The sequence below is a fragment of the Micromonospora nigra genome, assembly GCF_900091585.1.
Taxonomy (GTDB): Bacteria; Actinomycetota; Actinomycetes; order Mycobacteriales; family Micromonosporaceae; genus Micromonospora; species Micromonospora nigra.
In genome coordinates this window covers 474,578-501,287 of record NZ_FMHT01000003.1, presented here as the reverse complement: position 1 = coordinate 501,287, position 26,710 = coordinate 474,578, and the positions used below count along the sequence as shown (strand labels likewise).

The 26,710-nt window shown below is 74.1% G+C and carries 3 protein-coding genes (1 of these 3 only partly in view); all 3 read right to left on the bottom strand.

Features of this window, described 5'->3' with window-relative positions; translation table 11 throughout:
* Tightly spaced (each overlapping or abutting the next), the 3 genes in view from GA0070616_RS02125 to GA0070616_RS02115 form a layout consistent with a single transcriptional unit that may run on beyond the window.
* Positions 1-9,078 carry the 5' portion of a non-ribosomal peptide synthetase gene (locus GA0070616_RS02125; RefSeq protein WP_091075343.1) on the bottom strand. Its footprint begins 459 nt before the window's first position, so 9,078 of the gene's 9,537 nt are visible here — the first part of the coding sequence; its start codon is at positions 9,076-9,078; the stop codon falls past the left edge of the window.
* Positions 9,078-13,136 carry a non-ribosomal peptide synthetase gene (locus tag GA0070616_RS02120; protein WP_091075338.1) on the bottom strand — a complete coding sequence of 1,353 codons (4,059 nt, stop codon included), beginning with the start codon at positions 13,134-13,136 and terminating at the stop codon, positions 9,078-9,080. The genes GA0070616_RS02125 and GA0070616_RS02120 overlap by 1 nt, the downstream gene beginning before the upstream one ends.
* Positions 13,133-26,710, bottom strand: a complete 13,578-nt coding sequence (locus tag GA0070616_RS02115) for a non-ribosomal peptide synthetase (protein ID WP_175439954.1) — start codon at positions 26,708-26,710, stop codon at positions 13,133-13,135. Before GA0070616_RS02115 ends, GA0070616_RS02120 begins: the two co-directional genes overlap by 4 nt.

The following is a 26,710-nucleotide window of genomic DNA, read 5'->3' as shown; positions in this document are numbered from 1 at the left end:
CCGAGCCGCCATCCCGAGCGCCACCCAGGCGCCGAACGACCACCCGCCGAGCCGCCAGCGCCACTCGTCCCGGGGGAAGCGGTCGGACAGCGCGGTGTGGTAGCGGGCGGCCCGCTCCGCGAGCGACCAGGCCGGCTGCCCGGTGTGGGTCAACGCGGGATCGGCGATGACGCAGACCGTGAGCGTCGGGTCGAGCGCCGATACCAGCGGCCGGTACGCCTGCACGTCGCCACCGACCGGATGGACCAGGCAGAGCACCGACCGTCCCCGACCGGCCTGCCAGACGTCCACCGTCACGGCGGGACCGGTCTCCCCGGCCGACCCGGTCTCCCTGGCCGACCCGGTCTCCCTGGCCGACCCGGTCTCCCCGGCCGACCCGGTCTCCCTGGCCGACCCGGTCGATCCGGTGGGCCCGGTGGGCCCGGTGGATCCGGTGGGTCTGGTGGATCCGGCGGCCCCGACGGCATCGGTGGCGCCGATCGTTGCGCCGAGGAGGCCCAGCACCTCGGTCAGGCTCACCCGGTGGCTCAGCTGGGACAGGTTGAGGCCGACCCCGAAGTTGTCCTTGACCCGGTCGATCAGGTTCAGCAACAGCAACGAGTCGGCCCCCAGGTCGTAGAGGTTCGCGGCCGGGTCGAGCTGTTCGGTGCCCAGCCAGTCACGCAGCCATCCGCCGACCACATCGGCGGCCGGCCGGGGCGGCCCGGCGGGTGTCGGGACCTGCGGGCCGGCCGGTGGCGCGTAGAACTCCCGCGCCCGGCCCAGCGCGGTGGTGCAGACGAGCACGTGCGGCAGACCCAGCCGCAGGGCCTGCGCGAAGAGCCGAAGCCCCTCGTCCACGCGGAGGCCGACCGCCAGGTGCGCCCCGTGCCGGGCGTCGGTGGGCAGGGCGTCCAGGGCCAGACCCACCTCGTTCCAGACGTCCCAGTCGACGCAGATACGCAGCGTGGTGTCAGTCCCGGTGGGCCGGTGCCGGGCGAAGGTGCCCAACAGCCCGTGACTGGCGGCGTAGTCGAGCTGACCGACGCCGCCCAGCTGCGCCGACATCGACGAGCAGTAGACGACGAACGCCGGCTTGTGCCGCGCGACCAGCCGTTCCACGAGCAGCGCCCCGTGGGTCCTGGCGGTCGTGGCCCGCCGCATCGTGGCCGCGTCCCGTCGACCGATCAGCGTGCCGGCTGCGATGCCCGCGGCGTGGACCACCCCGTCGACCCGCCGGGTGCCGAGCCGCACCACCAGATCGTCGGGATCCGCCTCGGTGAGGTCTGCCTCGACGAGGTCGACGCGGTCGGCCCACGGCGTCAGCTCAGCCGGCAGCGGCCCGCGTCGCGCCAGCAGGACCACCTCGCAGTCGCCCTGCTCCAGCAGCCAGGCGGCGATGCTGCGCCCGATGCCGCCGGTTCCGCCGAGGACCAGATACCGGGCCGGTCCGGCCGGCGTCGGGTGCTCGGCCGGTGTGGCCGGCGGCTTCGTGGTCGGCGCGGCCGGCCGTGGGCGCTCACCCGGTGCGGCCGGCAGTGGGCGCGTGGCCGGTCCGGCCGGCGGGCGGACCGGCAGCAGCGCCTGCTCCCACCAGTAGCCGCCCCGCAGCGCGAGTCGCCGGGGTGGCGCTGTCCGCTCGGCCAGCACCACCGCGAGCGCCGCCGCCCAGTCGACCGGATCGGGGCCCGGCAGATCCAGCCAGTGGCTCTCGACGTCGCTCTCCTGGGGCGCGACCTCGCACGCCCCGGCCAGCAGGCCCAGCTCCGGCCGGCGTACGTCGTCGTCGACGGGTTGCGCCTGCTGCGACAGCCACCAGGCCCGCAGCCGGGGCCGGCGGGGCGACGCGGCGACGGCCGCCAGCAGCGCCGCCGGGGTGTCGACGCAGGCCCGGTACGAGTGGGCCAGCGTGTCCGTGTCGACCGGCCCGTCGACGGCCAAGGGCAGCGCGTGCAGCCAGTCGACACCGCCCCGCTCGGCGTCGGCCCGCGGGTCGGCGTGAGTCGGCGGGTCGCCGTCGGTCAGCGCGTCGAGCAGCCGGCCCAGGGAGGCGGGGTCGGCCGCGTCCACCCGGTAGCAGTCCGGACCGAGCCGGGCGAAGCCGTCGGCGGCGGTGACGGTCACCACCCGGGCGTGGGACGCCGCGAAGGCGCGCAGTGCGGCGGGCGGCGGTGGCTGCACCGCCAGGATGACGAGCGTGTCCGGGCGACGGGCGGCGGGTTCGGTGCCCGCGTGCCGCCAGCGCACCCAGTGCGGCTGGTGCAGCCACTCGGCCTCGGGCAGCCGCGCCGGCCACCGCTGATCGGTCGAGACGGCCTCGGCGGGCGACGCGGTCGCGGCGGGCGCTGCCGCCCCGGTCGACGGCGTGCCCCCGGTCAGCGCTGCCGCCCCGGTCGTGGAAGTGCCCCCCGTCAGGGCTGCCGCCCCGGCCGACGGGGCGGCGCGGGCGAACTCGTGATGGTCGAGGACGAACGCCGGCGGGGGGAAGTCCCAGGGCGGTTGCGCCGGCCCGGCCGGCCACCGGATGGGCCGTCCGGCCAGCCAGGCGGCGACGAGGGTGGCCGCCTGCGGCGTACCGGCCGAGTCGGTGACCTCGACGGGCGTCGCCTCGACGGGACTCACCTCGACGGCCGTCGCGGTGTGCAGCCAGGCCACGGCGGCAGCGGCGTCGGCGCAGACGGCCGCCGCCCGCCAGCGTCCCGGTGTGCGACCGGCCTGGAGGTGACGCAGCACCCGGTGGTAGGTCTCCGGCCGGGCCGCCAGGTAGCTGGCGACACGGGCGGCGTCGGCGCGCAGGCCGGCAGCGCTGCCGCTGGCGAGCACCACCACCGCACCAGCGGGGTCGGATGGCATCGCCGGGGCGCTGTCGACCGGCTCGACCGCCTCGCAGATCAGGTGGGCGTTGGTGCCGCCGATTCCGAAGCTGCTCACCGCCGCCACCCGTGGCCGGTCGACCGGCCAGGGCCGGGCCTTGGTGGGGATGTAGAACGGGGCCAGGTCGGGGCCCAGCCGTGGACTGAGCCGACGGAAGTCGACATTCGGCGGGATCCGCCCGTGGTGCACGGCCAGCACCGCGCGGACCAGGCCGACGACGCCCGCCGCCGCGCCGAGGTGACCGATCTGGCTCTTCACCGATGCCAGCGCGGTGCGGCCCGGCTCGGCCAGGTCGTACGCCTGGCGCAGTGCCGCCACCTCCACCGGATCGCCCAGCTCCGTCGCGGTGCCGTGCGCCTCCACGTAGCCGAGGTCGCCACCGACGCGTCCGCTGCGGCGCAGCGCGGCACGGATCACCTCCCGCTGGCCGACGACCGAGGGGGCGGCGAAGCCGAGCTTGTCCGCGCCGTCGTTGTTGACCGCCGATCCAGTGATCACGGCGTAGACGGTGTCGCCGTCGCGTCGGGCCGTCCGCAGGGGCTTGAGCACCACCACGCCCACCCCACTGGCGCCCACGGTGCCCGCGGCGTCGTCGCTGAACGGCCGGCAGTGCCCGTCCGGGGAGAAGATGTGCTGCGGCTGGTAGCGGTAGCCCGCGCTCAGCAGCGGGTCCACCAGCACCCCGCCGACCAGCATCACGTCGCTGTCGCCCTGTCGCAGCAGCCCGGCCGCGACGTGCACCGCCACCAACGAGCTGGCGCAGGCCGCCTGCACGGTGAAGGCCGGGCCGGTCAGGCGCAGGTGGTAGGCGACCTTCGTGGCGAGGAAGTCCTTCTCGTGGTGCAGCGCCAACTGGAAGGAGTCCGGCAACAGCGCCGGGTCGGCCGCCCGCAGCATCGTCTGGAAGTAGGTGTTCTCGCCGCAGCTGGCGAGCAGGCCCACCCGCCGCCCGGCGGGATCGGCGATGCCGGCGTGTGCCAACGCCTCGACACAGCTCATCAGCAGGTGCCGCTGCTGCGGATCCATCAGCCTGGCCTCCTGCCGGCTGATGCCGAAGTGGCCCGGGTCGAAGCCGAGCGGAGCGGCCAGCTGGCTGCGGGCGCCCACCAGACCGTCGGTGGCGTCGAAGTGCTCGACGCCCCGGTCGCCGGCCTCCACCATCGCCCAGAAGGCCGCCAGGTCGTCGGCGCCGGGCAACCGGACGGCCATCCCCACCACCGCGACCGGCTCGTCCGCCGGGCCCGCGCCGGCCTCGTCCCGCCCGGCCGCCGCCACCTTCGTGGCCCGCCGGTCGGTGAGGAACCGGGCGAGGCGGCGGATCGTGACGTGCTCGAACAGGTCGGGGATCGTCAGCGGCAACCCTTCGGCGGCACAACGCAGGTGGAAGCGCATCAGGTCCAGGCTGCCCGCGCCCTGGTCGAAGAAGCGCCGGTCCGGCCCGATCGGGATGCCGACGACCTCCTCGAAGAGCCCGGCCAGTCGTTGCTCCAGGTCCGACATGACCGGCACCGAAGCGGCACCATCCGGGCGGAGCTCCTCGCCAGGCGCGGCCAGGGCGCGACGGCGGTCCAGCTTCCCGCTGGCGGTACGCGGCAGCTCCGTCAACCGTCGGAACCGGTCCACCCGCGCGTACGCGGGCAGCAGCCCCGCGAGATGGGCGGTCAGCTCCTGCGGGGTCGGTGGGTCGGCGCGGAACTGCAGGCAGGCGACCAGGTGTGGACCGTCGCGGACCACCACGGCGTTGACGACGGCCGGGTGCGTGAGCAGTGCCGCCTCGACCTGGCCCAGCTCCAGCCGGTGCCCACTGACCTTCACCTGCTGGTCGTCGCGACCCAGGTAGTGCAGCAGACCGTCCCGGTCGAACCGGGCCTGGTCGCCGCTGCGGAAGAACCAGCCGAGGCCGGGCAGCTCGACGAAGCGGGCCCGGTCGAGCGCCGGGTCGTCGAGGTAGCAGGGTGTGACCAGGTCCCCGCCGATCAGCAACTGCCCGGGGCAGTCCGGCGGCACCACCTCGTCGGCCGAGTCCACCACCCGTAGCCAGGTGTTGGCGACCGGACGGCCGATGGCCGGCCGGATCGGCCAGGTGGCCGGGTCACCGTCGAGGCACAGACTGCTGACCACGTGGGTCTCGGTCGGGCCGTAGTGGTTGAACAGGCGTGCGCCGGGCAGCCCGGCGAACCAGCGGCGGATGCTGTCGGTGCAGATCAGCTGTTCACCGGCGGTGACGACCTCCCGCAGCCGGGACGGATACCGGCCGAGGCGTACCCCGTGCTCGGCCAGCAGTTGCAGGGCGACGTACGGCAGGAAGATCCGCTCGATGCCGGCGGTGTCGAGGTGTTCCAGCAGCGCCGGCATGTCCTGCCGCCATCCGGGCCGGGTCAGGTGCAGGGTGCCGCCGCCGCAGAGCGTGCCGAAGATCTCCTGGAAGGAGACGTCGAAGGAGAGCATGGCGAACTGCAGGGTCGTCGCCCCACCCGTCAGTCCGCCGGCCCCGCTCTGCCAGCGCAGCAGGTTGACCAGCAGGGCGTCGCCGACCTGGACCCCCTTGGGCGTACCCGTGGAGCCCGAGGTGAACAGGGTGTACAGGGGACGGCCGGCGTACGACGGCGCGACCGCGGGGCCCGACCGGGACAGCACCACCGGGTGGCGGGGGTGCCCGCCCGCGTCGATCACGTCGAGGGCGGGCTCGTCGCCGGGTGCCAGCAGCACACACAGCGGATCGACCTGGCCCAGAACCTGGCGGAGCAGCGCCGGCGGGTAGGCCCGGTCCAGCGGCACCACGGTGAGATTGAGCCGGGCCGCCGCCAGCAGCGCCACCACGTGCTCCACCGACGGTTCGAAGAACAGGGCGACGTGGTGCCGGCCGTCGGTCGAGACCGGATGGTGCCGTGCCAACCCGGCGGCGAGCGTCGAGACGTGCGCGTCGAGGTCGGCGTAGCTGAGGCGGCGGTCACCGGCGACCAGCGCGGTGGCGGTCGGCTCCGTCCGCACCCGCCGGGCGAACTCCTCGGCCACCGTGGGGAAGGCCAGCGGGGTACGCGGACCCCGGCCGGGCTCCGGCAGGCCGGCGCGGTAGGGCCGGACCAGCTCGGCCAGCGTGCTCGGGCCGCTGCCGCTGCTCGGGCCGCTGCCGCTGCTCGGGCCGCTGCCGCTGCTCGGGCCGGCGCCGGTCAGCGCGTCGAGGCCGCGCCGGAACAGGTCGGCGGCCGCCGCCACGTCGTCGGCGTCGAAGTGGTCGTCGGCGTACTCCCAGAGGCAGTCGAAGCCGGCCTCGTGCTCCACGATCGAGAGGGTGAGCGGGCACTTGGCCTCGGCCGGCGCCAACCACACCGGGCGGGACGCGCAGCCGGGCAGCGCCAGCGCGGAGAAGTCGGTGTTGTCGAGTACGAAGAGGAAGTCGAACAACGGGGCGTCGGCGCCGAAGTCGTGGTCGGCGACGGCGTGCGCGAGCGCCACGTCCTGGGCGTCGAGCACGGCGCGTACGGCGTCGGCCTGCCGCCGCAGCTGCGCCCGCAGCTCCTCCCGGGGTGCCAGCGCCAGGGGCAGCAGCACCGTGTTGGCGAACATGCCGACGCTGGCCTCGAAGTCGCGTACGGGCCGGTTCGCCACCGGGCTGGCGACGCGCGGATGGGTGCGCCCGGTCACCCCGTGCACGGCCCAACCGAACAGCGTCAACAGCACCGGGAAGCGGGTCAGCCCGAGGTCGGCGCCGAGGCGGTCGAGAGCGCTGCGGCGCGTCGCGTCGATCGTGGTCCTCAGCAGGTGGTCCCCGTTGCCGGTGCGCTGCCGGACGGGCCGCAACGGGGCGGCGATCTCCGGCACGTCGGCGTAGTGGCGGCGCAGGGCGTCGCGCTGCACCCGGTAGGCCGGGTGGGCGAACCATTCGGCCTGCCACCGGGCGTAGTCCAACGGGGTCGGCACCGGCTCGCCCCCGTCGGTGGTGGTGCCGTCCAGCGCCGCCGCGTACTCGGCCGACAGCTCGCGGAACAGCACGTCGAGTGACCAGCCGTCGACCGCGATGTGGTGCAGGTGCAGCAGCAACACCCCGTCGCCGTCGCGGGCCAGCCAGGACGCGCGCAGCATGTGCGGCTGGCCGAGGTCGAAGGGGGTGGCGAGGAGGGCGTGGGCCTGCTGCCGCCACCCGACCGGGTCGCCGTCGTCGGCGGCGACGGGTTCCCGCCACGGGTCGTACGGCTCGGCCACCTCCTGGCGCAGCCCCTGCGGCGTTGCCCGGAAGGCGGTCCGCAGCGCCGGATGACGCGCCACCATCCGGCACAGCGCCTGCCGCAGCGCGCCGAGGTCGACCCGGCCCCGCAGCGCGAAGGCGAGCCGCACGTGGTACGCGGTGGAGGCCGGTGACCGCTGCTGCAACAGCCAGAGTCGTTGCTGCTCGGAGGTGGCCGGCGCGGACCGGGCACCGGCCGGTCCGCCCGGCACCGGATACGTCGCACCGGTCGTGGTGCGGGCCGCACCGATCGCCTCGGCCAGCTCGGCGAAGTCGCTGTCGAGCACCACGGCCTGCGGCACCTCGCCGCCCCACCGCCGCTGGATCGCGAAGCGCAGCCGCAGCGCCTTCAACGAATCCCCGCCGCTGGCGATCCACCGGTCGCCCGGTCGCAGGTCCGGCACGCCCAGCACCTCGCCGGCCAGCCCGAGCACCGCCTGCTGCCACGCCGTGACGGGCGTGTCGGTGAGGTCACCGTCGCGCCAGGGCGGGTCGTCGCGCCGCAGCAACGCGTCGGAGTCCACCTTGCCGTTCGGGGTCAGCGGCAACGCCCCGACGCGGTACACCCGGTGCGGGCGCAGGTACGGCGGCAGGGCCGCGCCCAGGTGCCGGTCGAAGTCCGCGAAGGTCAGCCCGGCGGCCGTCACCACGTACGCCAGCAGCTCGTTCGTGCCGTGGGCGTGGTCGCGTCGGGTGCACACGTACGCCTGCCGGACCCCGGGATGGGCGAGGATCTGCCGCTCCACCTCGCCGGGCTCGACCCGGAAGCCGCGCACCTTGACCTGCCGGTCGACCCGACCGACGTACTCGATGCGGCCGGCGGCGTCGGCGCGCACGAGGTCTCCGGTGCGGTAGTGGCGGCCGGTGGAGCCGTCCAACCAGGGCAGTCGGACGAAGCGGGCAGCGGTCTCCTGCGGCAGGTTGCGGTAGCCGGCCGCCAGCGCCGCACCGCCGAGGTAGAGCTCGGCGACCTCGCCCGGCGCGGCGGCGCGGACACCGTCGACCACCAGGTGCGCGTCGGTGCCCGGCAGCACCCGGCCGATCGGCACCACCTCCGCGTCGAAGTCGCGCGGGATCGGATGGCACAGGGCGAACGTGCTCGCCTCGGTGGGCCCGTAGACGTTGTGCAGCCGGGTGCGGCTGGTGGGGTTGTCGCGGTACCAGCGGCGGATCAGCCGGGCGTTGAGCTGCTCGCCGCCGACCAGCACCTGGCCGACCCCGGAGAAGCAGTGCGGTAGCTCGTCGACCACCGCGTTGAACAGCGCCACCGTGATGAAGAGCGTGTCGATCCGCTCCCGGCGCAGCGCGGCGTCGAGCAGGTGCGGGGCCGCGGCCGTCTCGTCGTCCAGGACGACACAGCAGCCGCCGGTCAGCAGCGGTACCCAGACCTCGAAGCTGAGCGCGTCGAACGCCGGGTTGGCGAGGCTGGCGTAGCGGGCCGCCGGGGCCAGGTCGAGGTAGCCGGGCCGGGCCAGCCGCAGGATGCCTTCGTCGCGCACCTCCACGCCCTTCGGGCGGCCGGTGGTGCCCGAGGTGTAGAAGACGAACGCGACCGGCGCGGGTGGGGCCGGCGGGGCCGGCTCCCCGTCCGCCCCGGGTGGGGCGGCCGGTCGGAACAGCTCGTGCACCGGCAGCGGCGCGACCCCGTCGGGCAGGTCGCCGGGAACGTCCGGGCCGTGGATCACCGCCACGGCGTCCGAGTCGCGCAGCATGTGGCCCCGACGCTCCGGTGGGCTCTGCCGGTCCAGCGGCACCACGGTCGCGCCGAGCCGCAGGATGCCGAGCATGACGCAGACCAGCCGCCAGCCGCGCGGCAGGTGCACCGCGACCGCCTGACCAGGCCGGACCCCGACCCGGCGCAGGGACCGGGCGACGGTGGCGCCGGCGGCGTCCAGGTCGGCGTAGCGCAGGCGCCGGTCGCCGTCGACCACCGCGATCGCGTCGGGGGTACGGCGGGCCTGGGCGAGCACGGCGGAGGCGAGACCGGGAGCGGGGGCCATCACGCCTCCCGCAGGGCCGGTGTCGTCGGGCGGGCGTCGCGGATGCGGTCCATCTCGCGGCGGAGCAGCGCGGCCACCCGCAGCACCACCGCACTCTCCAGGATGTCCCAGTGGTCGCAGTGCACCTGCTCCAGCAGGAAGTCGGCGTCGCCGCGCCGCTGCCAGAAGGCGCGCACCTCGCGCAGGAAGCTCTCCTGGCGCCCGGCGGTGGCCTGCAACAGCACCAGCCGGGCCGGGGACGCCGGAGTCGGGTAGTCGCGCATCGTCGACCGGTTGTGGTTGTAGATGCGGTGATACTGGTCGATCTGCTCGTCGTCGATGCCCGGGTACATCCCGTTGAACTTGATGAGCTTGTCGCGGAACTCGGCCATGTCCACCGGCTCGATCGCGCCCCGGTGGGCCGGGTCGTCCGTGCCCAGGGTGTCCAGCAGCACGACGCTCAGCCCCGGATGCCCGGCGAGGGCCAGCCGGCGTCCCATCTCGTACGCGACCAGCCCGCCGTAGGAGAGCCCGGTGAGCACCACCGGGCCGTCCAGCAGGTGCGCCACCTGCCGCAGGTACGCGTCGGCCATCGCCTCCACCGTGGGCAGGAACTCCTCGCCCGGGTTCACCCCCGGGGACTGGATTCCGTACACGCCGAGGGATTCCGGCAGCGCCTTCGCCAGCGACAGGTAGCAGAAGGCGGTGCCGCCGGCCGGGTGCACGCAGATCACCCGGCCGGTGCCGTCGCCCGCCCGGAACTCGATCAGGTTGCTCGGTGGCCGGCCCGACGCGCCCCGGCGCAGCCGGCCGCCGAGCGCCTCGATCGTCGGGTGCAGCATGATCTCGTGGACCGGCAGCGGTTCGCCGAACGCCGCACCGATCGCGTGGGCCAGCTTGATCGCCGAGATCGAGGTGCCGCCCACGTCGAAGAACCGGTCGTTGATGCCGATCTCCGGATGCAGCAGCAGCCGCTTCCAGATCTGGTAGAGGGTCAGCTCGATCTGGTCACGCGGGCTGGCCAGGTTGACCTGCCACGGCGCGCTGGTGCGGGCCAGCCGCAGCACCTCGGCCCGGTCGAGCTTGCCGTTGGCGGTCAGCGGCAGTCTCGGCAGTTCCACGAACAGCGACGGGATCATGTAGCCGGGCAGCCGGCGGGACAGCACCTCACGCCACTCGCTGACCAGCAGCGGCGCGGCCCCGCCCCGGCAGACCCCGGCGACCAGCCTCGGCTCGCCGGCAGCGTCGGCGTCGACCAGCACCGCCGCCTCACGGACGTCCGGCTGGTCCAGCAGCGCGGCCTCGATCTCGCCCAGTTCGATGCGGAAGCCCCGGATCTTGACCTGGCCGTCCCGGCGGCCGAGGTACTCGAGGTTCCCGTCGGGCAGGAGGCGAGCCAGGTCGCCGGTGCGGTAGACCCGCTCACCCGGCACGAACGGGTCGGGAACGAACCGCTCGGCGCTCGCCGCCGGCCGGTTCAGGTAGCCGCGGGCGACCCCGACGCCACCGATGTGGATCTCGCCGGTGACCCCGACCGGCACCGGCTCCAACCGCTCGTCGAGCAGGTAGACGCGGGTGTTGGCCACCGGCCGACCGATCGGGCACTGCCGGGTCGACGGCTGCGGGTCGAGGTAGGCGGTGCTGTAGACGGTGGTCTCCGTCGGCCCGTACCCGTTGAGCACCCGCAGCCCCGGCAGCGCCTGCTCGATCCGGTGCAGGCCCTGCTCCGGCAGTGGCTCGACCCCGACCAGCAGCTGCCGCAGCGCCAGCCCGGCCAGGCGGGTCGCCGGATCCTCGTCGATCCACCGGACGAAGGCCGGCGGCAGGTACGCCTGCACGACGCGCCGCTCGCGCAGCCAGCCCATCAGCGCCGCCGGGTCGCCGCGCAGCCGCTCGGGTACCAGGTGCAGGGCCCCGCCGGTGGTCAGCGGCAGGAAGATCTCCTGCACCGACACGTCGAAGCCGACGCTCGACCAGAGCGCCGCCGCCTCCCCTTCGGCGCAGCCGAGCTGCGACACCCAGTTGTCGAGCAGGTTCACGACACCGCCGTGCGGCACCGCGACGCCCTTGGGCCGGCCGGTCGAACCCGACGTGAAGATCACATAGGCCAGGTTGGCGGGGTGCGTGACGACGCCGGGCGGGGTGTCGTGACCTCCCTCGGCCTCGACGACAGCCAGATCGTCGTCGCCGAGCACCAGCGTCGGCGCGGCGTCGGCGACCATGCCGGCGAGCCGGTCCGGCGGCAGGGTCGGATCCAGCGGCAGATAGGCGGCACCGGCCTTGAGGACGCCCAGGATGGCGACGATCAGCCCGGCGCGGCGGCGCGCGTGCAGGCCGACGACCTGGTCGGGGCGGACGCCCCGGGCGATCAGCGCGTGCGCCAGGCGGTTGGACCGCCGCTCCAGCGTGGCGTAGTCGAGCCGTTCGTCGTCGTCGGCCACGGCGAGCCGGTCGGGGTGCCGTCGCGCCTGCGCCGCGATCCGCGTCACCACGTCCGGCGGGCCGATGAGGGGTCGCGCGGTGCTGTTCCGCTCGACCAGCAGCCGGTGCCGCTCCTGCGGGCCGAGCAGCCGCAGCGCGCCGACCGGCACCGACGGGTCGGCCGCCACCTGGGCGAGCAGGCGGACGAAGTGGTCGGCCATCCGGCCGACGGTCGCGGCGTCGAAGAGGTCGGTGTTGTACTCGAAGACGACGTGCAGGCCGTCGGCGTGCTCCAACACCTCGACCGACAGGTCGAACTTCGCCGCGCCGGTGCTGCTGGACAGGGGCCGTAGCACCAGGCCCGGCAGTTCGAGCCGACCACGCGGAATGTTCTGCAGCACCAGCATCACCTGGAACAGCGGCGAGTAGCTGGTGTGCCGTTCCGGGTTGAGCGCGTCGACGAGCTGCTCGAACGGCAGGTCGGGATGGGCGTACGCGTCGAGCAGGTGCCGACGGACGTCGGCCAGCAGGGCCGCGAACGACTGCTCCGGGTCCAGCCGGTTGCGGATCACCACCGTGTTCACGAAGTGGCCGATGAGGCCCTCCACGTCGCGGTGGTTGCGGTTGGCGAACGGGGTGCCGACGCACACGTCGTCCTGCCCGCTGTAGCGCCACAGCAGCACCGACAGTGCGGCCATCAACGTCATGAACAGCGTCGCGTCGCCGTCCCGGCCCACCTCGCGCAGCCCCCGGAGCACCGTCGCGTCCACCGTCGTGCCGTGGCAGTCGCCCCGGTAGCGTTGCACCGCCGGCCGGGGCCGGTCGGTCGGCAGGGCCAGCAGCGCGGGCGCGCCGGCCAGCGTCCGCGTCCAGTAGCCGAGCTGGCGCTCCAGTTCGCCGCCGTCGAGGTGCCGGCGCTGCCACAGCGCGTAGTCCGGGTACTGCACGGGCAGCTCGGCCAGCGCGGCGGTCTCGCCCCGGGCGTACGCGGCGTAGAGCGCGGCCACCTCGCCGATCAGGATGCCGACGGACCAGCCGTCGGCCACCATGTGGTGCACGGTGAGCAGCCAGCGGTGCTCGTCGGGGGCCAACCGGAGCAGGGCGCTGCGTAGCAGCGGGCCGGTGGCCAGGTCGAACGGTGCCCGCGCCTCGGCCTCGGCGGCCTCGTCGGCGCGGCGGGACCGCAGCGGGCGGGGGAGCGCGGTGAGGTCCGTGACCGCCACGGCGACCGGCCCGGCGGGCCGTACCACCTGGCAGGGCTCCCCGTCGACCAGCGGGAAGACGGTACGCAGGGCCTCGTGCCGGCGTACCACCTCGGTCAGGGCGCGGGCCAGCGCCGACACGTCCAGGGCACCGACGACGTCGAAGGCGACCGGGTTGTTGTAGAAGGGGTTGCCGGGGGAGAGCTGGTCGAGGAACCACAGTTGCCGTTGGGCGAACGCGACCGGCACCGGGGCGTCCGGCCGGGGTCGGCGGGCGATCGTGTCCGGACCGGCCCCGGCCAGGATCGCGAGCAACTGTTCCTTGTGGAGCTTGATGGCGGCCAGCAGCTCGGAGGTGAGGACCTCCCGGGAGCCGGTCAGGCGGAGGCGGTCGCCGTCGACCCGCAGCTCCACCCCGTGCCGGCGGAGCGTGTCGAGCACCTCGACGGCGTTCACAGTTCCACCGTGATGGTGTCGCTGGTCGCGGCGTCGAGCGTCGGCGTCCCCGGTCGGCTGCCGCCGACCAGCGCGTAGACCAGCCGGTGGGATGGTTCGAGGTCGAACAGGGCGGCCAGCTCCGCCGTGTCCAGGGTGCCGATCCCGCACAGGCCGAGACCGTGGTCGGGAGCAGCCATCGTCAGCAGCTGGGCCATGGCGCCCGCCTCGATGGCGGTGAACGTGGGGCTCTGCTCCTGGTACAGCGGCTCGATGGCCGCGCGTTGCGCCACCAGGAAGAGCGCGAACGCGGCGGCCTCGAAGACCGGCCGGTTGACGAAGTAGTCGAAGGCGTCGGCACTCAGCTCGCGGTCGCGTCCGAGCACCACCAGCCGGTGCGTCGCCGGGTCGTGGTAGTACGCCCCGCCCGGCACGCCGTCGACCCGCCCCGTCTTCACCAGGACGTACGTCTGCACGGAGTAGGTGCCGCCGGCGGAGCCGTACTGGAACCTGGCCCGGCCGTCGACCTCCCGCTGGGTGAGGGTGGCCAGCAGCCGGCCGAGCGCCCCGGCCGGCATCGGGTCCGCGTCGAACCGGCGGACGGTGCGGTAGCCGGTGTAACGCCCGTCGTACGCCGGGTCGGTCGGCGCGGCCAGCGCGACCGCCGGGGTGTCCGACGGGAAGCCGCGACGGCCCCGGCCGGCCGCCGTGAACGCGGCCCGGGCAGCCGGGTCCTCGACCACGGCCTGCGGCGCGGTCGCGGCGACGGCCCGTCCGGCGGTGTGCTCACGGAACATCCGCAGCAGGTCGGCGAGGGTCGGCTGGCCCATCAGCCGGGCCAGTTTCGGTCGGAAACCCAACTCGCCGGCGAGGGCGTTCGCGATCCGTACGATGTGGATCGAGGTGGCGCCGAGCATCAGCAGGTTGGCGTCGGGCGCGACGACGGGCAGGTCGAGGATCTCGGCGACGATCTCCGCCAACCGGATCTCGGCGGCGTCGGTGAGCACCGGCGCCTCGACGACCGGGTCGGCCGACGGCTTCGGTTCGGGCAGCTGGCTGCGGTCGACCTTGCCGTTGGCCGACAGCGGCAACCCGTCGAGGACGGTGAACGAGGCGGGCACCATGTACGCCGGCAACTGCCGCTCCAGGTACGCGACCAGGGCGGCCGGGTCGGGTGCGGGGCCGTCGGGCACCACGTACGCGGCCAGCCGTTTCTCGCCCTGCGCCGCACCGAGCAGCCGCAGCGCGGCGGCGCGTACCCCCGGATGCCCCGCCAACGCCGCCTCGATCTCACCCAGCTCGATCCGGTAGCCGTGCACCTTGACCTGGCCGTCCTCGCGGCCGAGGAACTCGATCGTCCCGTCCGGGCGCAGCCGGCCCAGGTCGCCGGTGCGGTAGAGCCGCTCGCCGGTGACCGGGTGGACGACGAAGCTGGCCGCTGTCGCCGCCTCGTCGCGCCAGTAGCCCCGCGCCAGCCCGACGCCGCTGATGTAGAGGTCGCCGACGGCCCAGGTGGGCCGGGGGCGCAACGCCTCGTCCAGCACGTGGACCCCCTGGTGGGCCAGCGCCCGGCCGTAGGGGATGCTGCGCCAGGTCGGATCGACCTCGTCGACCGGGTGGTGGATGGACCAGATCGACGCCTCGGTGGCGCCGCCGAGGCTCTCGACCCGGATCCCGGGCAGCGCCGCGCGCAGCCGGTCGGGGAGGGTGAGCGGGATCCAGTCCCCGGAGAGCATGGCCAGGCGCAGCGACGCCGGCAGCGGGTGACCGGCGTCGGCGTGGTCGACCAGCATGCCGGCCAGCGCCGGCACCGAGTTCCAGACGCTGACGCGGTGGGTGTGGGCCACGTCCCGCCAGTGGGCCGGATCCCGGGCCAGTTCCGGGTCGAGCGTCACGACCGCCGCGCCGACCGCGAGCGTGCCGAAGATGTCGAAGACGGACAGGTCGAAGCTGAGCGCGCTGACGGCCAGGACCCGGTCGGCCGGCCCGACACCGAAGCGCCCGGTGACGTCGAGGAGGGTGTTCACCGCGCCGCGATGGTCGATCGTCACGCCCTTCGGCGTGCCGGTGGACCCGGACGTGTAGATCACGTACGCGACGTCGTTCTCGGTCAGGTCGACCGGCCGCAGCGCCGGCCCGCCCGCGCCGACGGTGTCCGCGTCCACCACCAGGCGTTCCACCCCCTCGGGCAGGGGCGCCGCAGCCGACTCCACCAGGACCAGCCCCGCCCCGGCCCGATCGAGCACCCGGGCCACCCGCTCGGCCGGCCACTGCGGATCCAGCGGCAGGTACGCGCCCCCGGCGTGCAGGACCGCCAGGGTGGCGACGACCTGCTTCCAGCCCCGGTCGAGCAGCACCGCGACGAGGTGGCCGGGCCCGACGCCCCGGTCCTGGAGCCGCCCGGCCAGTCGCCGCGCCTCGGTGCGTACCGTGGCGTAGTCCAGCCGCCGGTCCGCGGCGAGCACGGCGGGCGCGGCGGGGGTCGCCAGCGCCTGCCGGTCGACCAGTTCGTGCAGGAGTCCACGGTGGGCCGGCGGAGCCGCCGGCACCGGCGGGGCGAGCGGCCCGTCCGCCGGGGCGTGCCACGCGTCCGGTTCCTCCAGCCGCCCGAGCAGCGTCCGGTACGCGGCGAACATCTCGGCGACCAGGCCGGCGGGGAAGAGTTCGTCGATGCTGTCCCAGTTCACGTGCAGCCGCCCGCCGGCCTCCAGGACCGTGTGGTCGATCCACACCTGCGGGGTCTGGGTGATGCCGTGCACGACCTCCCCGCCGAGCGCCGCCGCGAGACCGCTGTCCCCGAGGTCGGGGGCCGCCTCGGCCAACGTGCTGTTGAAGACCACCGGCAGGGCCGCGTGGCGGGTGCCCCGGGCCCGGGCGAGTTCCCGGTTGACCCGTACGCCGCTGACCGCCGAGTGGTCGATGTCCTGCCAGAGCTGTTCCTGCACGGCACGGGCCCGGGTCACGAAGTCGACCCCGGCCGGCACGTCGACCTCCAGCAGGACCAGCGAGGTGAAGTCACCGATCACCGTGTTGATGTCCGGGTGCAGCGGCAGCCGGTTGAACAGCGGCAGGCTCAACGTGAACCGCGACTGGCGGCTCCACCGGGCCAGCACCTGGGCGAAGGCGGTCACCAGCAACACCGACGGGGTCACCCCGTGCCGGCCTGCGGTGGCCTTCAGCCGGCTCCAGCGCTCCGCCGGCACCACCTCGTCGTAGCGGGTGAAGCGCGGCCGTTCGACGCTCTCCGGCTGCCGTTCCAGTGGTAGCTGCGGAGCGGGGGCCAGCGTGTCGACCCGCTGCCGCCAGTAGTCGAGCGCCCGCTCGTAGCGCGGCGTGTGCCGCAACGCCCGTTCGGCCAGGACGTAGTCGCGGAAGGTCACCGCGAGCGGCGGCAGGTCGACGTCCGGATCGGCGTAGAGCAGCGCCAGCTCGTGTTCCAGGATCTGCCCGCTGGCCGCGTCGAGGATCAGTGCGTCGATACTGACGTGCAGGCGCGCCTCGCCGTCGAGCTGCGTCACCGCGAACTCGAACAGCGGCCAGCGGCTCGCGTCGAGCACCTGGTGGGACATCCGTTCGCGGGTCTCGGCCAGCCGGCGGCCGGCGGTCCGCGCGTCGAGCCCCCGCAGGTCCTGGCGGGCCATCAGGTAGCGCGGCACGTCCGGCAGGACCCGCTGCACTCCGTCGTTAAAGACCGCGCGGAGCATGTCGTGGCGGTCGATCAGCCGGTGCAGCGCCCGGGTGAAGCGCTGCTCGTCGAAGTCACGCAGGCGCAGTTCGCTGTAGCCGTGCGCGCCGACCCCGCCGAGTTCGATGGTGGAGCCGCGACCCACCCAGTAGGCCTCCTGGATGTCGGTGAGCGGGAACGGCTCGTGCCGGTTGGCGGGGTCGCCGACCAGCGGCGGGAGGGCGTCGACGGTGGGGGAGCCGGATCCGGCGAGTTCGGCCGCCAGGTCGGCCAGCACCGGCTTCCGGAAGAGGGTACGCAGCGACAGCCGCGCCGACATCCGTTCGTTGATGGCGTGGACGAGCCGGGTCGCCAGAAGCGAGTGGCCGCCGAGCGCGAAGAAGTCGTCGTGCGCGCCGACCCGGTCGCGGCGCAGCACCTCGGCCCAGATGGCAGCCATCCGGGCCTCCCGGTCGTCGCGCGGCGCGACGTAGGCGGTGACGACGTCGGCCTGCTCCGGTGCGCGCAGGGCCCGCCGGTCCAGCTTGCCGTTGGCGGTCAGCGGCAGCCGGTCCAGCACCACCCAGCGGGTCGGCACCAGGTGTTCGGGCAGCTGGCGGCGCAACTGTTCGCGGGCCACCTCGGCGGTGACGTCGCCGACCAGGTAACCGACCAGGTGCGGATCGCCGGGGGTGTCCTCGCGCAGCAGGACGGCGGCGTCGCGGACGCCCGCGACGTGCCGCAGGACGCTCTCCACCTCACCCGGCTCGACCCGGAAGCCGCGTACCTTCACCTGGTCGTCGGCCCGCCCGACGAACTCGACGGTGCCGTCGGCCCGGCGGCGGGCCAGGTCGCCGCTGCGGTACATCCGCTCGCCCGGCCCGGCGAACGGGTCGGGCAGGAACCGCGCGGCGGTCGCCGCCGGCCGGTTCAGGTAGCCCCGGGCCAGCCCGGCGCCGCCGATGTACAGCTCGCCGAGCACCCCGGGCGGCACCGGCTCGCACCGGTCGTCGAGCACGTAGAGCCGGGCGTTGGCGATCGGCCGGCCGATGGGCGGAAGCGCCGGCCAGTCGGCCGCCGCCGTGGTGGCCAGGGCGAACTGACTGACCACGTGGGTCTCCGTCGGTCCGTACTGGTTGTAAAGGTACCGGCCACCCAGCCCGACCACCAGGGCGCGGACGTCGTCGTTGATCCGCAGCGCCTCGCCGGCCGTGACGATCTCACAGCCGGGCGTGAGTGGGTCGACGGCCGCGGTGAGACCGGCCACCTGGTGCAGCACGGCCGCCGGCAGGAACGCCCGTCGTACCCGCTGCTCGGCGAGGACGTGCCGGAGCTGGCCCACGTCCCGGCTGCGGTCCGCACCGATCAGCACGAGCGTGCCGCCCTGGCAGAGGGTGCTCCAGATCTCCTGCACGGAGACGTCGAAGCCGATCGAGGCGAACTGGAGCACCCGCTGTGGCGGCGGGCTGCCCGGCGCGGCGTAGCGCACCTGCCAGTCGATCAGGTTGTCGAGGCACCGCCAGGTCTGCGCCACGCCCTTGGGTCGGCCGGTGGAGCCGGAGGTGTGGATGACGTAGGCGAGGTGGTCGGGTCGGGTGCCGGGGTCGGGGCTGGTGGTGGGTCGGTGTGTCCAGTGGGGGGTGTCGAGGTCGATCAGGGGTGCGGTGGTGAGGTCGTGGAGGGTGGTGCGGGTGGCGGCGTGGACGAGCACGGCCACCGGGTCGCCGTCGGCCAGCAGGTGGGCCAGGCGTGCGGCGGGGTGGGCCGGGTCCAGGGGAAGGTACGCCCCGCCGGCTCTGGCGATGGCCAGCAGCGCGACGACCAGTTCGGGTGAGCGTTGCAGGCAGACGGCGACGAGGGTGTCGGGGCCGACGCCGTGGTCGCGTAGGTGGTGGGCCAGTTGGTTGGCGCGGGTGTCGAGGTCGCGGTAGGTCAGGGACGTGGTCTCGAAGGTGACCGCCACCGCGTCGGGGGTCGCCGCGACCTGCCGCGCGAGACGGGCGACGACGCCCCGTTCGACCGGGGACGGCCCGGGTTGGCGCAGCGCCCGCTCACGTTCCCGCTCGTCGAGCAGGGTCACCTCGTCGATGGGTCGGTCGGGGTGTGCGACGAGTTGGGTGAGGACGTGGTGCAGGTGACGGATGTGCCGCTGGGCGGTGGTGGTGTCGAACAGGGCGGTGGCGTACTCGAGGCTGCCGGTGATCCGCCCGTCGTGTTCGGCGAGGGTGAGCGTGAGGTCGAACTTGGCCGTGGTGTGCGGCGGCGGCAGGGCGGTGACCCGCACGCCGGGGAGGGTCAGCTCGCCGTCGTCGGTGTTCTGCCAGGCGAACATGACCTGGAACAGGGGGGTGTGGGCGAGGTTGCGGGTGGGGTTGACGGCTTCGACGACGTGTTCGAAGGGGAGGTCCTGGTGGTCGAGGGTGGTGAGGGTGAGGTCGCGGATGCGGTGCAGGAGTTGGGTGGTGGTGGGGTGGTCGGTGAGGTCGATGCGTAGGGCGAGGGTGTTGACGAAGAAGCCGATGAGGTTTTCGAGTTCGGCGCGGCGTCGGTTGGCGGTGGGGGTGCCGATGATGAGGTCGTGGTGGCCGGAGAGGCGGGACAGGACGATGGCCCAGGCGGTGAGCAGGGTCATGTAGAGGGTGGTGCCGTGGCTGGTGGTGAGGGTTTTCAGGGCGGTGGTGAGGTGGGGGTCGAGGGTGATGGGGAGGTGGGCGCCGTGGTGGTCCTGTTCGGTGGGGCGGGGTCGGTCGGTGGGTAGGTCGAGCAGGGTGGGGGCGTTGGCGAGGGTGTGTCGCCAGTGGGTTTCCTGGCGGGTGAGGGTGTCGTCGGTGAGCCATTGGCGTTGCCAGGCGGCGTAGTCGGCGTACTGGACGGGCAGGGGTGGCAGCGGGTCGGGCCGGCCGTGGTGGTGAGCGGTGTACAACGCCCCCAGGTCGCGGACCAGGACGCCGATGGACCAGCCGTCGGAGACGATGTGGTGCATGGTGACGAGCAGCACGTGCCGGTCCGGGGCGAGGGTGACCAGGCGGCCCCGGATCAGCGGACCGGCGGCCAGGTCGAACGGGGCCGTGAACTCCTCGTCCTGAAGGCGGGCCAGCCGGGCGGCGGCGTCGGGCATCCCGGTGAGGTCGTGCGTGTGCAGGGTGAACCCGGTCCCGGGCGGGTCGACGTGCTGGTGGACGTCGGAGCCGACCGGGACGAGGCGGGTGCGCAGGGCCTCGTGCCGGGCCACCAGGGCGTCCAGGGCCGACCGCAGCGCGTCCCGGTCGAGCCAGCCGGCCAGATCCAGGGCGAGCGGCATGTGGTAGGTGGGGCCGAGGCCGCCGAGCCGTTCCAGGAACCACAACCGCCGCTGCGCGTAGGACAGCTCCCACGCGCCGGCCGCCCGGTCGACGGGGCGGATCGGCGGCAGCACGTCGCGGCCGTCCGGGGTCAGCCGGGCGACGAAGGCGGACAGGACCGGTGCCGCGAACAGCGCCGCCGGTGAGACCTCCCGACCCAGCACCTGCCGGATCCTGGACACCAGCCGCATGGCCAGCAGTGAGTGGCCGCCCAGGGCGAAGAAGTCGTCGTGCCGGCCGACCCGCTCGATCCCCAGCACCTCCGCCCAGATGCCGGCGACCATGGTCTCCAGCAGACCGACCGGATCGACGTGTCCGCCCTGGCCGAAGGCCTCCCCGTCCGGCGTGGGCAGCGCCGCCCGGTCGAGCTTGCCGTTGGGCGTCAGCGGCCACGCGGCCAGCCGGACGTACGCCGCGGGCACCATGTAGTCGGGTAGTTCACCGGCGAGCCGGTCCCGCAACCGTGCCGCGTCCGGCGCCGGTCCCGGCCCGGCCAGCACGTACGCGATCAGTCGCTGATGGCCGCCGCTGTCGGGACGCGCCACGACGACCGCCTCCCGCACCCCCTCGGTGGCCGCCAACCGTGTCTCGATCTCGCCCAGTTCGACCCGGAAGCCCCGGATCTTGACCTGGAAGTCGTCCCGGCCCAGGAACTCCAGTTCGCCGTCCGGCAGGCGACGCGCCAGGTCACCGGTGCGGTAGAGCCGTTCGCCCGGCACGAAGGGGTTGGCGCGGAAGCGTTGCGCGGTCAGCTCGGGCCGGTTCAGGTAGCCGCGGGCCACCCCCGCGCCGCCGATGTGGATCTCGCCGACCACCCCGTCCGGAACCGGCTCACCGGCCGGGTCCAGCAGGTAGACCCGCACGTTCGGCAGCGGGCGGCCGATCGGCAGGCAGGTCGCCTCGGCGAGACCGTCGGCCGGAAGCAGGTGGCAGGTGCTGTCGACGGCTGCCTCGGTCACCCCGTACGCGTTGACGATCCGCACCCGTGGCCCGCACCGGGACCGCAGGCGGGCGGCGTTCGCGGCGGTCCAGGCGTCCGAGCCGCAGACCACCGTCTCCAGCCCGTCGAGGCTGCCGCCGGTGGAGTCCAGGTGATCCAGCAGCGGGTTGAGCACCGCCGGCACGAAGTCGGCGAAGTCCACGTCGTGGCGGCGCAGCAGGGCGTACAGGCCCGCGCTGTCCAGCAGCAGCGGACGCGGGCAGAGCACCAGCCGCCCGCCGAAGCCGAGCGCCCGCACCACGTCGGCGGTGAAGACGTCGAAGGAGAAGCTGGCCATCTGCAGGTGCACGAGGCCCGGTCGCAGGTCGAGCACGTGTTCCCAGGCGGCGGCGACGGCCATCAGGTGCCGGTGCTCGACCAGCACCCCGTTGGCGGTGCCGGCGGTGCCGGAGGTGTAGATGACGTACGCCAGGTGGTGCGCGCCCGCCCCGTCGACGACCGGGGCGTCCGCCGGCAGCTCCGCCCAGTCCGCCGCGTCGAGGTCCAGGTCGACCACCGGGGTGTCCGACCCGGCCGACGCGGCATGCAGCCGTTCGCGGGCCGGGCCGTGGGTCAGCGCCGCCACCGGTGTGCTGTCGCGCAGCATGGCGGCGAGCCGGTCGACCGGGTAGGCCGGATCGAGCGGCAGGTAGGCACCGCCCGCCTTGAGCACCGCGAGCAGGGCCACCACCGTGTCCAGCGAGCGTTCGAGGCAGATCGCCACCAGCCGGTCCGGCCCGACACCCCGGGCGCGGAGGTGGTGGGCCAGCCGGTTGGCCCGGGTGTCCAGTTCGCCGTAGGTGAGCTGGTCGTCGCCGAGGACGAGGGCCACCGCGTGCGGGTCGCGGGCCGCCTGGTCCTCGATCAGGTGGTGCACGCAGCGCCCCGCCGGGTACGCCACCGTGGCGTCGTTGCCCTCCTCGACCAGCCGGCGTCGCTCGGCGGGGGGCAGCACGTCGAGCCCGTCCACCGTCGCGTCCGGGGTGCGCTCCAGCGCGTCGACCAGCGTCTCCAGGGCCTGCCGTACCATCGTGCAGATCCGGTCGGCCGCCACTTCGGCCGCGGCAGCGACGGTCAGCAGGACGTCGTCCCGCAGGTCGTCGACGTCCAGCGCCAGCGGGTAGTTGCCGCGTTCCTGCGCGGTCAGGTAGGTCAGGTCGTCGGCGTCGGGGGTCGGCGCGGGAACGTCCGACTCGGCCAGCACCTCGGCGTGCCGGTAGTTGAGCAGGGCGGTGAACAGGGGAGCCGGCGGAGCCACTCCGCTGCACGACTGGGCCAGCGCCAGCGACGCGTGCTCGTGCCGGATCAGCCCGGTCAACGCCTCATGGGTGCGCAGCACGCACTCCGTGGTGCCGGTGCCGTCGAGGGTGATCCGCAGTGGAAGCGTGTTGAGGAAGGGCCCGAGGATCCGGTCGTTGCCCGCGCCGCCGTCCATCCGGCCGGACAGCACGGTGCCGAACACCACGTCGCGTCGGCCGCTGGCCCGCGCCAGCACCTGCCCCCAGGCGACGTGGAAGAGGCTCGTCACCCCGACGTGCAGGGCCTGGGCCCGCTGCCGCAGCCGCAGCGTCAGATCCGCGCCGAGCCGCAGCCGGGCGTCCCGCATGGTGTGCCCGTCCCCGTGGATGTCCCGCAGGCCGAAGGGCACGGTCGGGCTGTCGACGTCGGAGAGCATCCGGCGGAAGAAGCTCTCCTGCTCGGCCCGGTCCGTGCCGCGCCGGATCCGCGCCACGAAGTCACGGAAGGGCAGCGGCGGCGGCAGCCGGTCGCCCTCGCCGGCCAGGTACGCGCGGACCTCGGCCCGCAACTGCTTGAGCGAGGTGTTGTCGTCGACGATGTGGTGGATCAGTTCCACGGCGAGCCACCCGCCGTCGTGCGGGTCCCGCGCCACCACCAGCCGCAGCAGGGGTGCCCGGTCGAGGGGGAGGCGACCGTGGCGCCGGTCGACGTGCTCGCGGAGCTGCCGGAGCGGGTCGGCACCGGCCGGGTCGACAGTGACCTCCTCCACCGGCAGTGGTGCCCGCCGCCACACCACCTGCACCGGCTCGGTGACCCCGTGCCACACCACCCCGGTACGCAGCACGTCGTGCCGGGCGATCACCGCCTCCAACGCGGCGCGGTAGCGGTCCAGCCGGTGCCGGTCGGCGAAGCGCAGGACGGTGGTGACCAGGTAGGGGTCGCGGTCGCGGGCCATCAGGTGGTGGAAGAGCATCCCCTCCTGCACCGGGGCCAGGGGGTAGATGTCCCGCACGTTCGACGCCCCACCGTCGACGGTGGCGACGACCGTGTCGATCTCCTCCTGGCTGAACGTGACCAGCGGCAGCAGGTCCGGGGTGATCCGGTCGCAGCCGGCCGGGATCGGCTCCGGGGCGGCGTCGGCCCGGTCCGCGCCGGCACCCACCGCGGCGGCCAGGTCGGCCAGGACCGGCGAACCGAAGAGGGTGCGTACGTCGGCGGACAGACCCTGCCGGCGCATCCGCTCCAGCACCCGCAGGGCCAGCAGCGAATGCCCGCCCAGCGCGAAGAAGTTGTCGTGCCGGCCGACCCGTTCGACCCCGAGCACCTCGGCCCAGATGGCGGCGAGGGCGGTCTCCGTCGGACCGACCGGTTCGGCGTAGTGCTCGGCGGCGAAGGCCGACCCGTCGGGGGCGGGCAGCGCCGTGTGGTCGAGCTTGCCGTTGGGCGTGAGCGGCCACTCCGCGACCCGCACGTACGCGGCCGGGACCATGTGTTCCGGCAGGACACCGGCGAGCCGGGTCCGCAGCGCCTCGGCCGTCAGCCGGCGCACCGACGCGGTGTAGTAGCCGACCAGACGTGGCTCGTGGGTGGCGTCGGTGGTGACCGTCACCACCGCGTCGCGGACGCCGGGACAGGCGGCCAGCTGGGCCTCGATCTCGCCCAGTTCGACGCGGTAGCCGCGAATCTGCACCTGGGAGTCGTTGCGGCCGAGATACTCGAGGCTGCCGTCGGCGCGGTGGCGGACCAGGTCGCCGGTGGCGTAGAGCCGGTCGGTGGCCACGAACGGGCTGGGCCGGAACCGCTGCGCGGTCAGCGCCGGACGGTTGAGGTAGCCGCGGGCGACCCCCGCGCCGCCGACGTGGAGTTCACCGACGACCCCGGGCGGCACCGGCTCCCCCCGCCCGTCGAGCACGTAGAGGCGCAGGTCCCCGAGGGGCCGCCCGATCGGACTCACGCCCGGCCGTTCGGCGTCGGCGGGGGTCAACGGCCGGTAGGTCACGTGCACGGTGGTCTCGGTGATGCCGTACATGTTGACCAGCTCGGTGTCCCCGTTGCGCCGGTCGGCGTACCACGGCCGCAGCATCGTCGGGTCCAACGCCTCGCCGCCGAAGACCACCGTACGCAGCCGGTGGGTTCGCGTGCTGTCGGCCTGCGCGGCGATCAGGCTGCGGAACGCGCTGGGCGTCTGGTTGAGGACGGTCACCCCCTCGTCGCAGAGGAGCCGGTGGAAGTCGGCGGGGGAGCGGCTGACCAGCTGCGGGACGATCACCAGCCGGCCGCCGTGCAGCAGCGCTCCCCAGATCTCCCACACGGAGAAGTCGAACGCGAAGGAGTGGAAGAGGCTCCACACGTCGGCCGGCCCGAAACCGAACCACCCGGCCGTGGCGGAGAAGAGCCGCACCACGTTCGCGTGCTCGACCATGACGCCCTTGGGTCGGCCGGTGGAGCCGGAGGTGTGGATGACGTAGGCGAGGTGGTCGGGTCGGGTGCCGGGGTCGGGGCTGGTGGTGGGTCGGTGTGTCCAGTGGGGGGTGTCGAGGTCGACCAGGGGTGCGGTGGTGAGGTCGTGGAGGGTGGTGCGGGTGGCGGCGTGGACGAGCACGGCCACCGGGTCGGTGTCACGGAGCAGGTCGGTGAGACGCTCGACGGGATGGGTCGGGTCGAGTGGGACGTACGCGCCGCCGGCCTTGAGCACCGCCAGCAGCGCGACGACCAGTTCGGGTGAGCGTTGCAGGCAGACGGCGACGAGGGTGTCGGGGCCGACGCCGTGGTCGCGTAGGTGGTGGGCCAGTTGGTTGGCGCGGGTGTCGAGGTCGCGGTAGGTCAGGGACGTGGTCTCGAAGGTGACCGCCACCGCGTCGGGGGTCGCCGCGACCTGCCGCGCGAACAACTCCGGGATCGTCTGCTCGACCGGGTACGCGGTCGCCTCGCCCCAGGCCGCGACGAGTTCGCGGCGCTCGGTCGCGTCGAGCAGCGTCACCTCGTCGATGGGTCGGTCGGGGTGTGCGACGAGTTGGGTGAGGACGTGGTGCAGGTAGCGGATGTGCCGCTGGGCGGTGGTGGTGTCGAACAGGGCGGTGGCGTACTCGAGGCTGCCGGTGATCCGCCCGTCGTGTTCGGCCAGGGCGAGCGTGAGGTCGAACTTGGCGCTGGTCCACGGACTGCGCAGGGCGGTCACCTCGACGCCGGGCAGCTCCAGGGCCACGTCCTCGTTGTTCTGCCAGGCGAACATGACCTGGAACAGGGGGGTGTGGGCGAGGTTGCGGGTGGGGTTGACGGCTTCGACGACGTGTTCGAAGGGGAGGTCCTGGTGGTCGAGGGTGGTGAGGGTGAGGTCGCGGATGCGGTGCAGGAGTTGGGTGGTGGTGGGGTGGTCGGTGAGGTCGATGCGTAGGGCGAGGGTGTTGACGAAGAAGCCGATGAGGTTTTCGAGTTCGGCGCGGCGTCGGTTGGCGGTGGGGGTGCCGATGATGAGGTCGTGGTGGCCGGAGAGGCGGGACAGGACGATGGCCCAGGCGGTGAGCAGGGTCATGTAGAGGGTGGTGCCGTGGCTGGTGGTGAGGGTTTTCAGGGCGGTGGTGAGGTGGGGGTCGAGGGTGATGGGGAGGTGGGCGCCGTGGTGGTCCTGTTCGGTGGGGCGGGGTCGGTCGGTGGGTAGGTCGAGCAGGGTGGGGGCGTTGGCGAGGGTGTGTCGCCAGTGGGTTTCCTGGCGGGTGAGGGTGTCGTCGGTGAGCCATTGGCGTTGCCAGGCGGCGTAGTCGGCGTACTGGACGGGCAGGGGTGGCAGCGGGTCGGGCCGGCCGTGGTGGTGAGCGATGTACAACACCCCCAGCTCACGGGTCAGGATCCCCAGCGACCAGCCGTCGGAGACGATGTGGTGCATCGTCAGCAGCAGCACGTGCCGCTCCGCGCCGAGAACGACCAGGCGGCCCCGGATCAGCGGACCGGCGGCCAGGTCGAACGGGGCGGTGCTCTCCTCCTGCTGGAGAGCCGCCAGGGCGGCAGCGCTGTCGGCGTGCCCGGTCAGGTCGTCGACCCGGAGCGTGAACCCGACCCCGGGTGGGTCGATCTGCTGCCCCGCCTCGGCGCCGTCGGCGACGATGCGGGTGCGCAGGGCCTCGTGCCGGGCCACCAGGGCGTCCAGGGCCGACCGCAGCGCGTCCCGGTCGAGCCGGCCGTCGAGTTGCAGGGCGAGTGGCATGTGGTAGGTGGGGCCGAGGCCGCCGAGCCGTTCCAGGAACCACAAACGCCGCTGCGCGAAGGACAGCGGCAGGACGCCGGACCGATCCGGCAGGCGCTCGACCTCGGCGGACGTCCGGGCCGGTGGAACGCCGTCCGGGGTCGGGACCCGGGTCGGGTTGTCGTCCGGCAA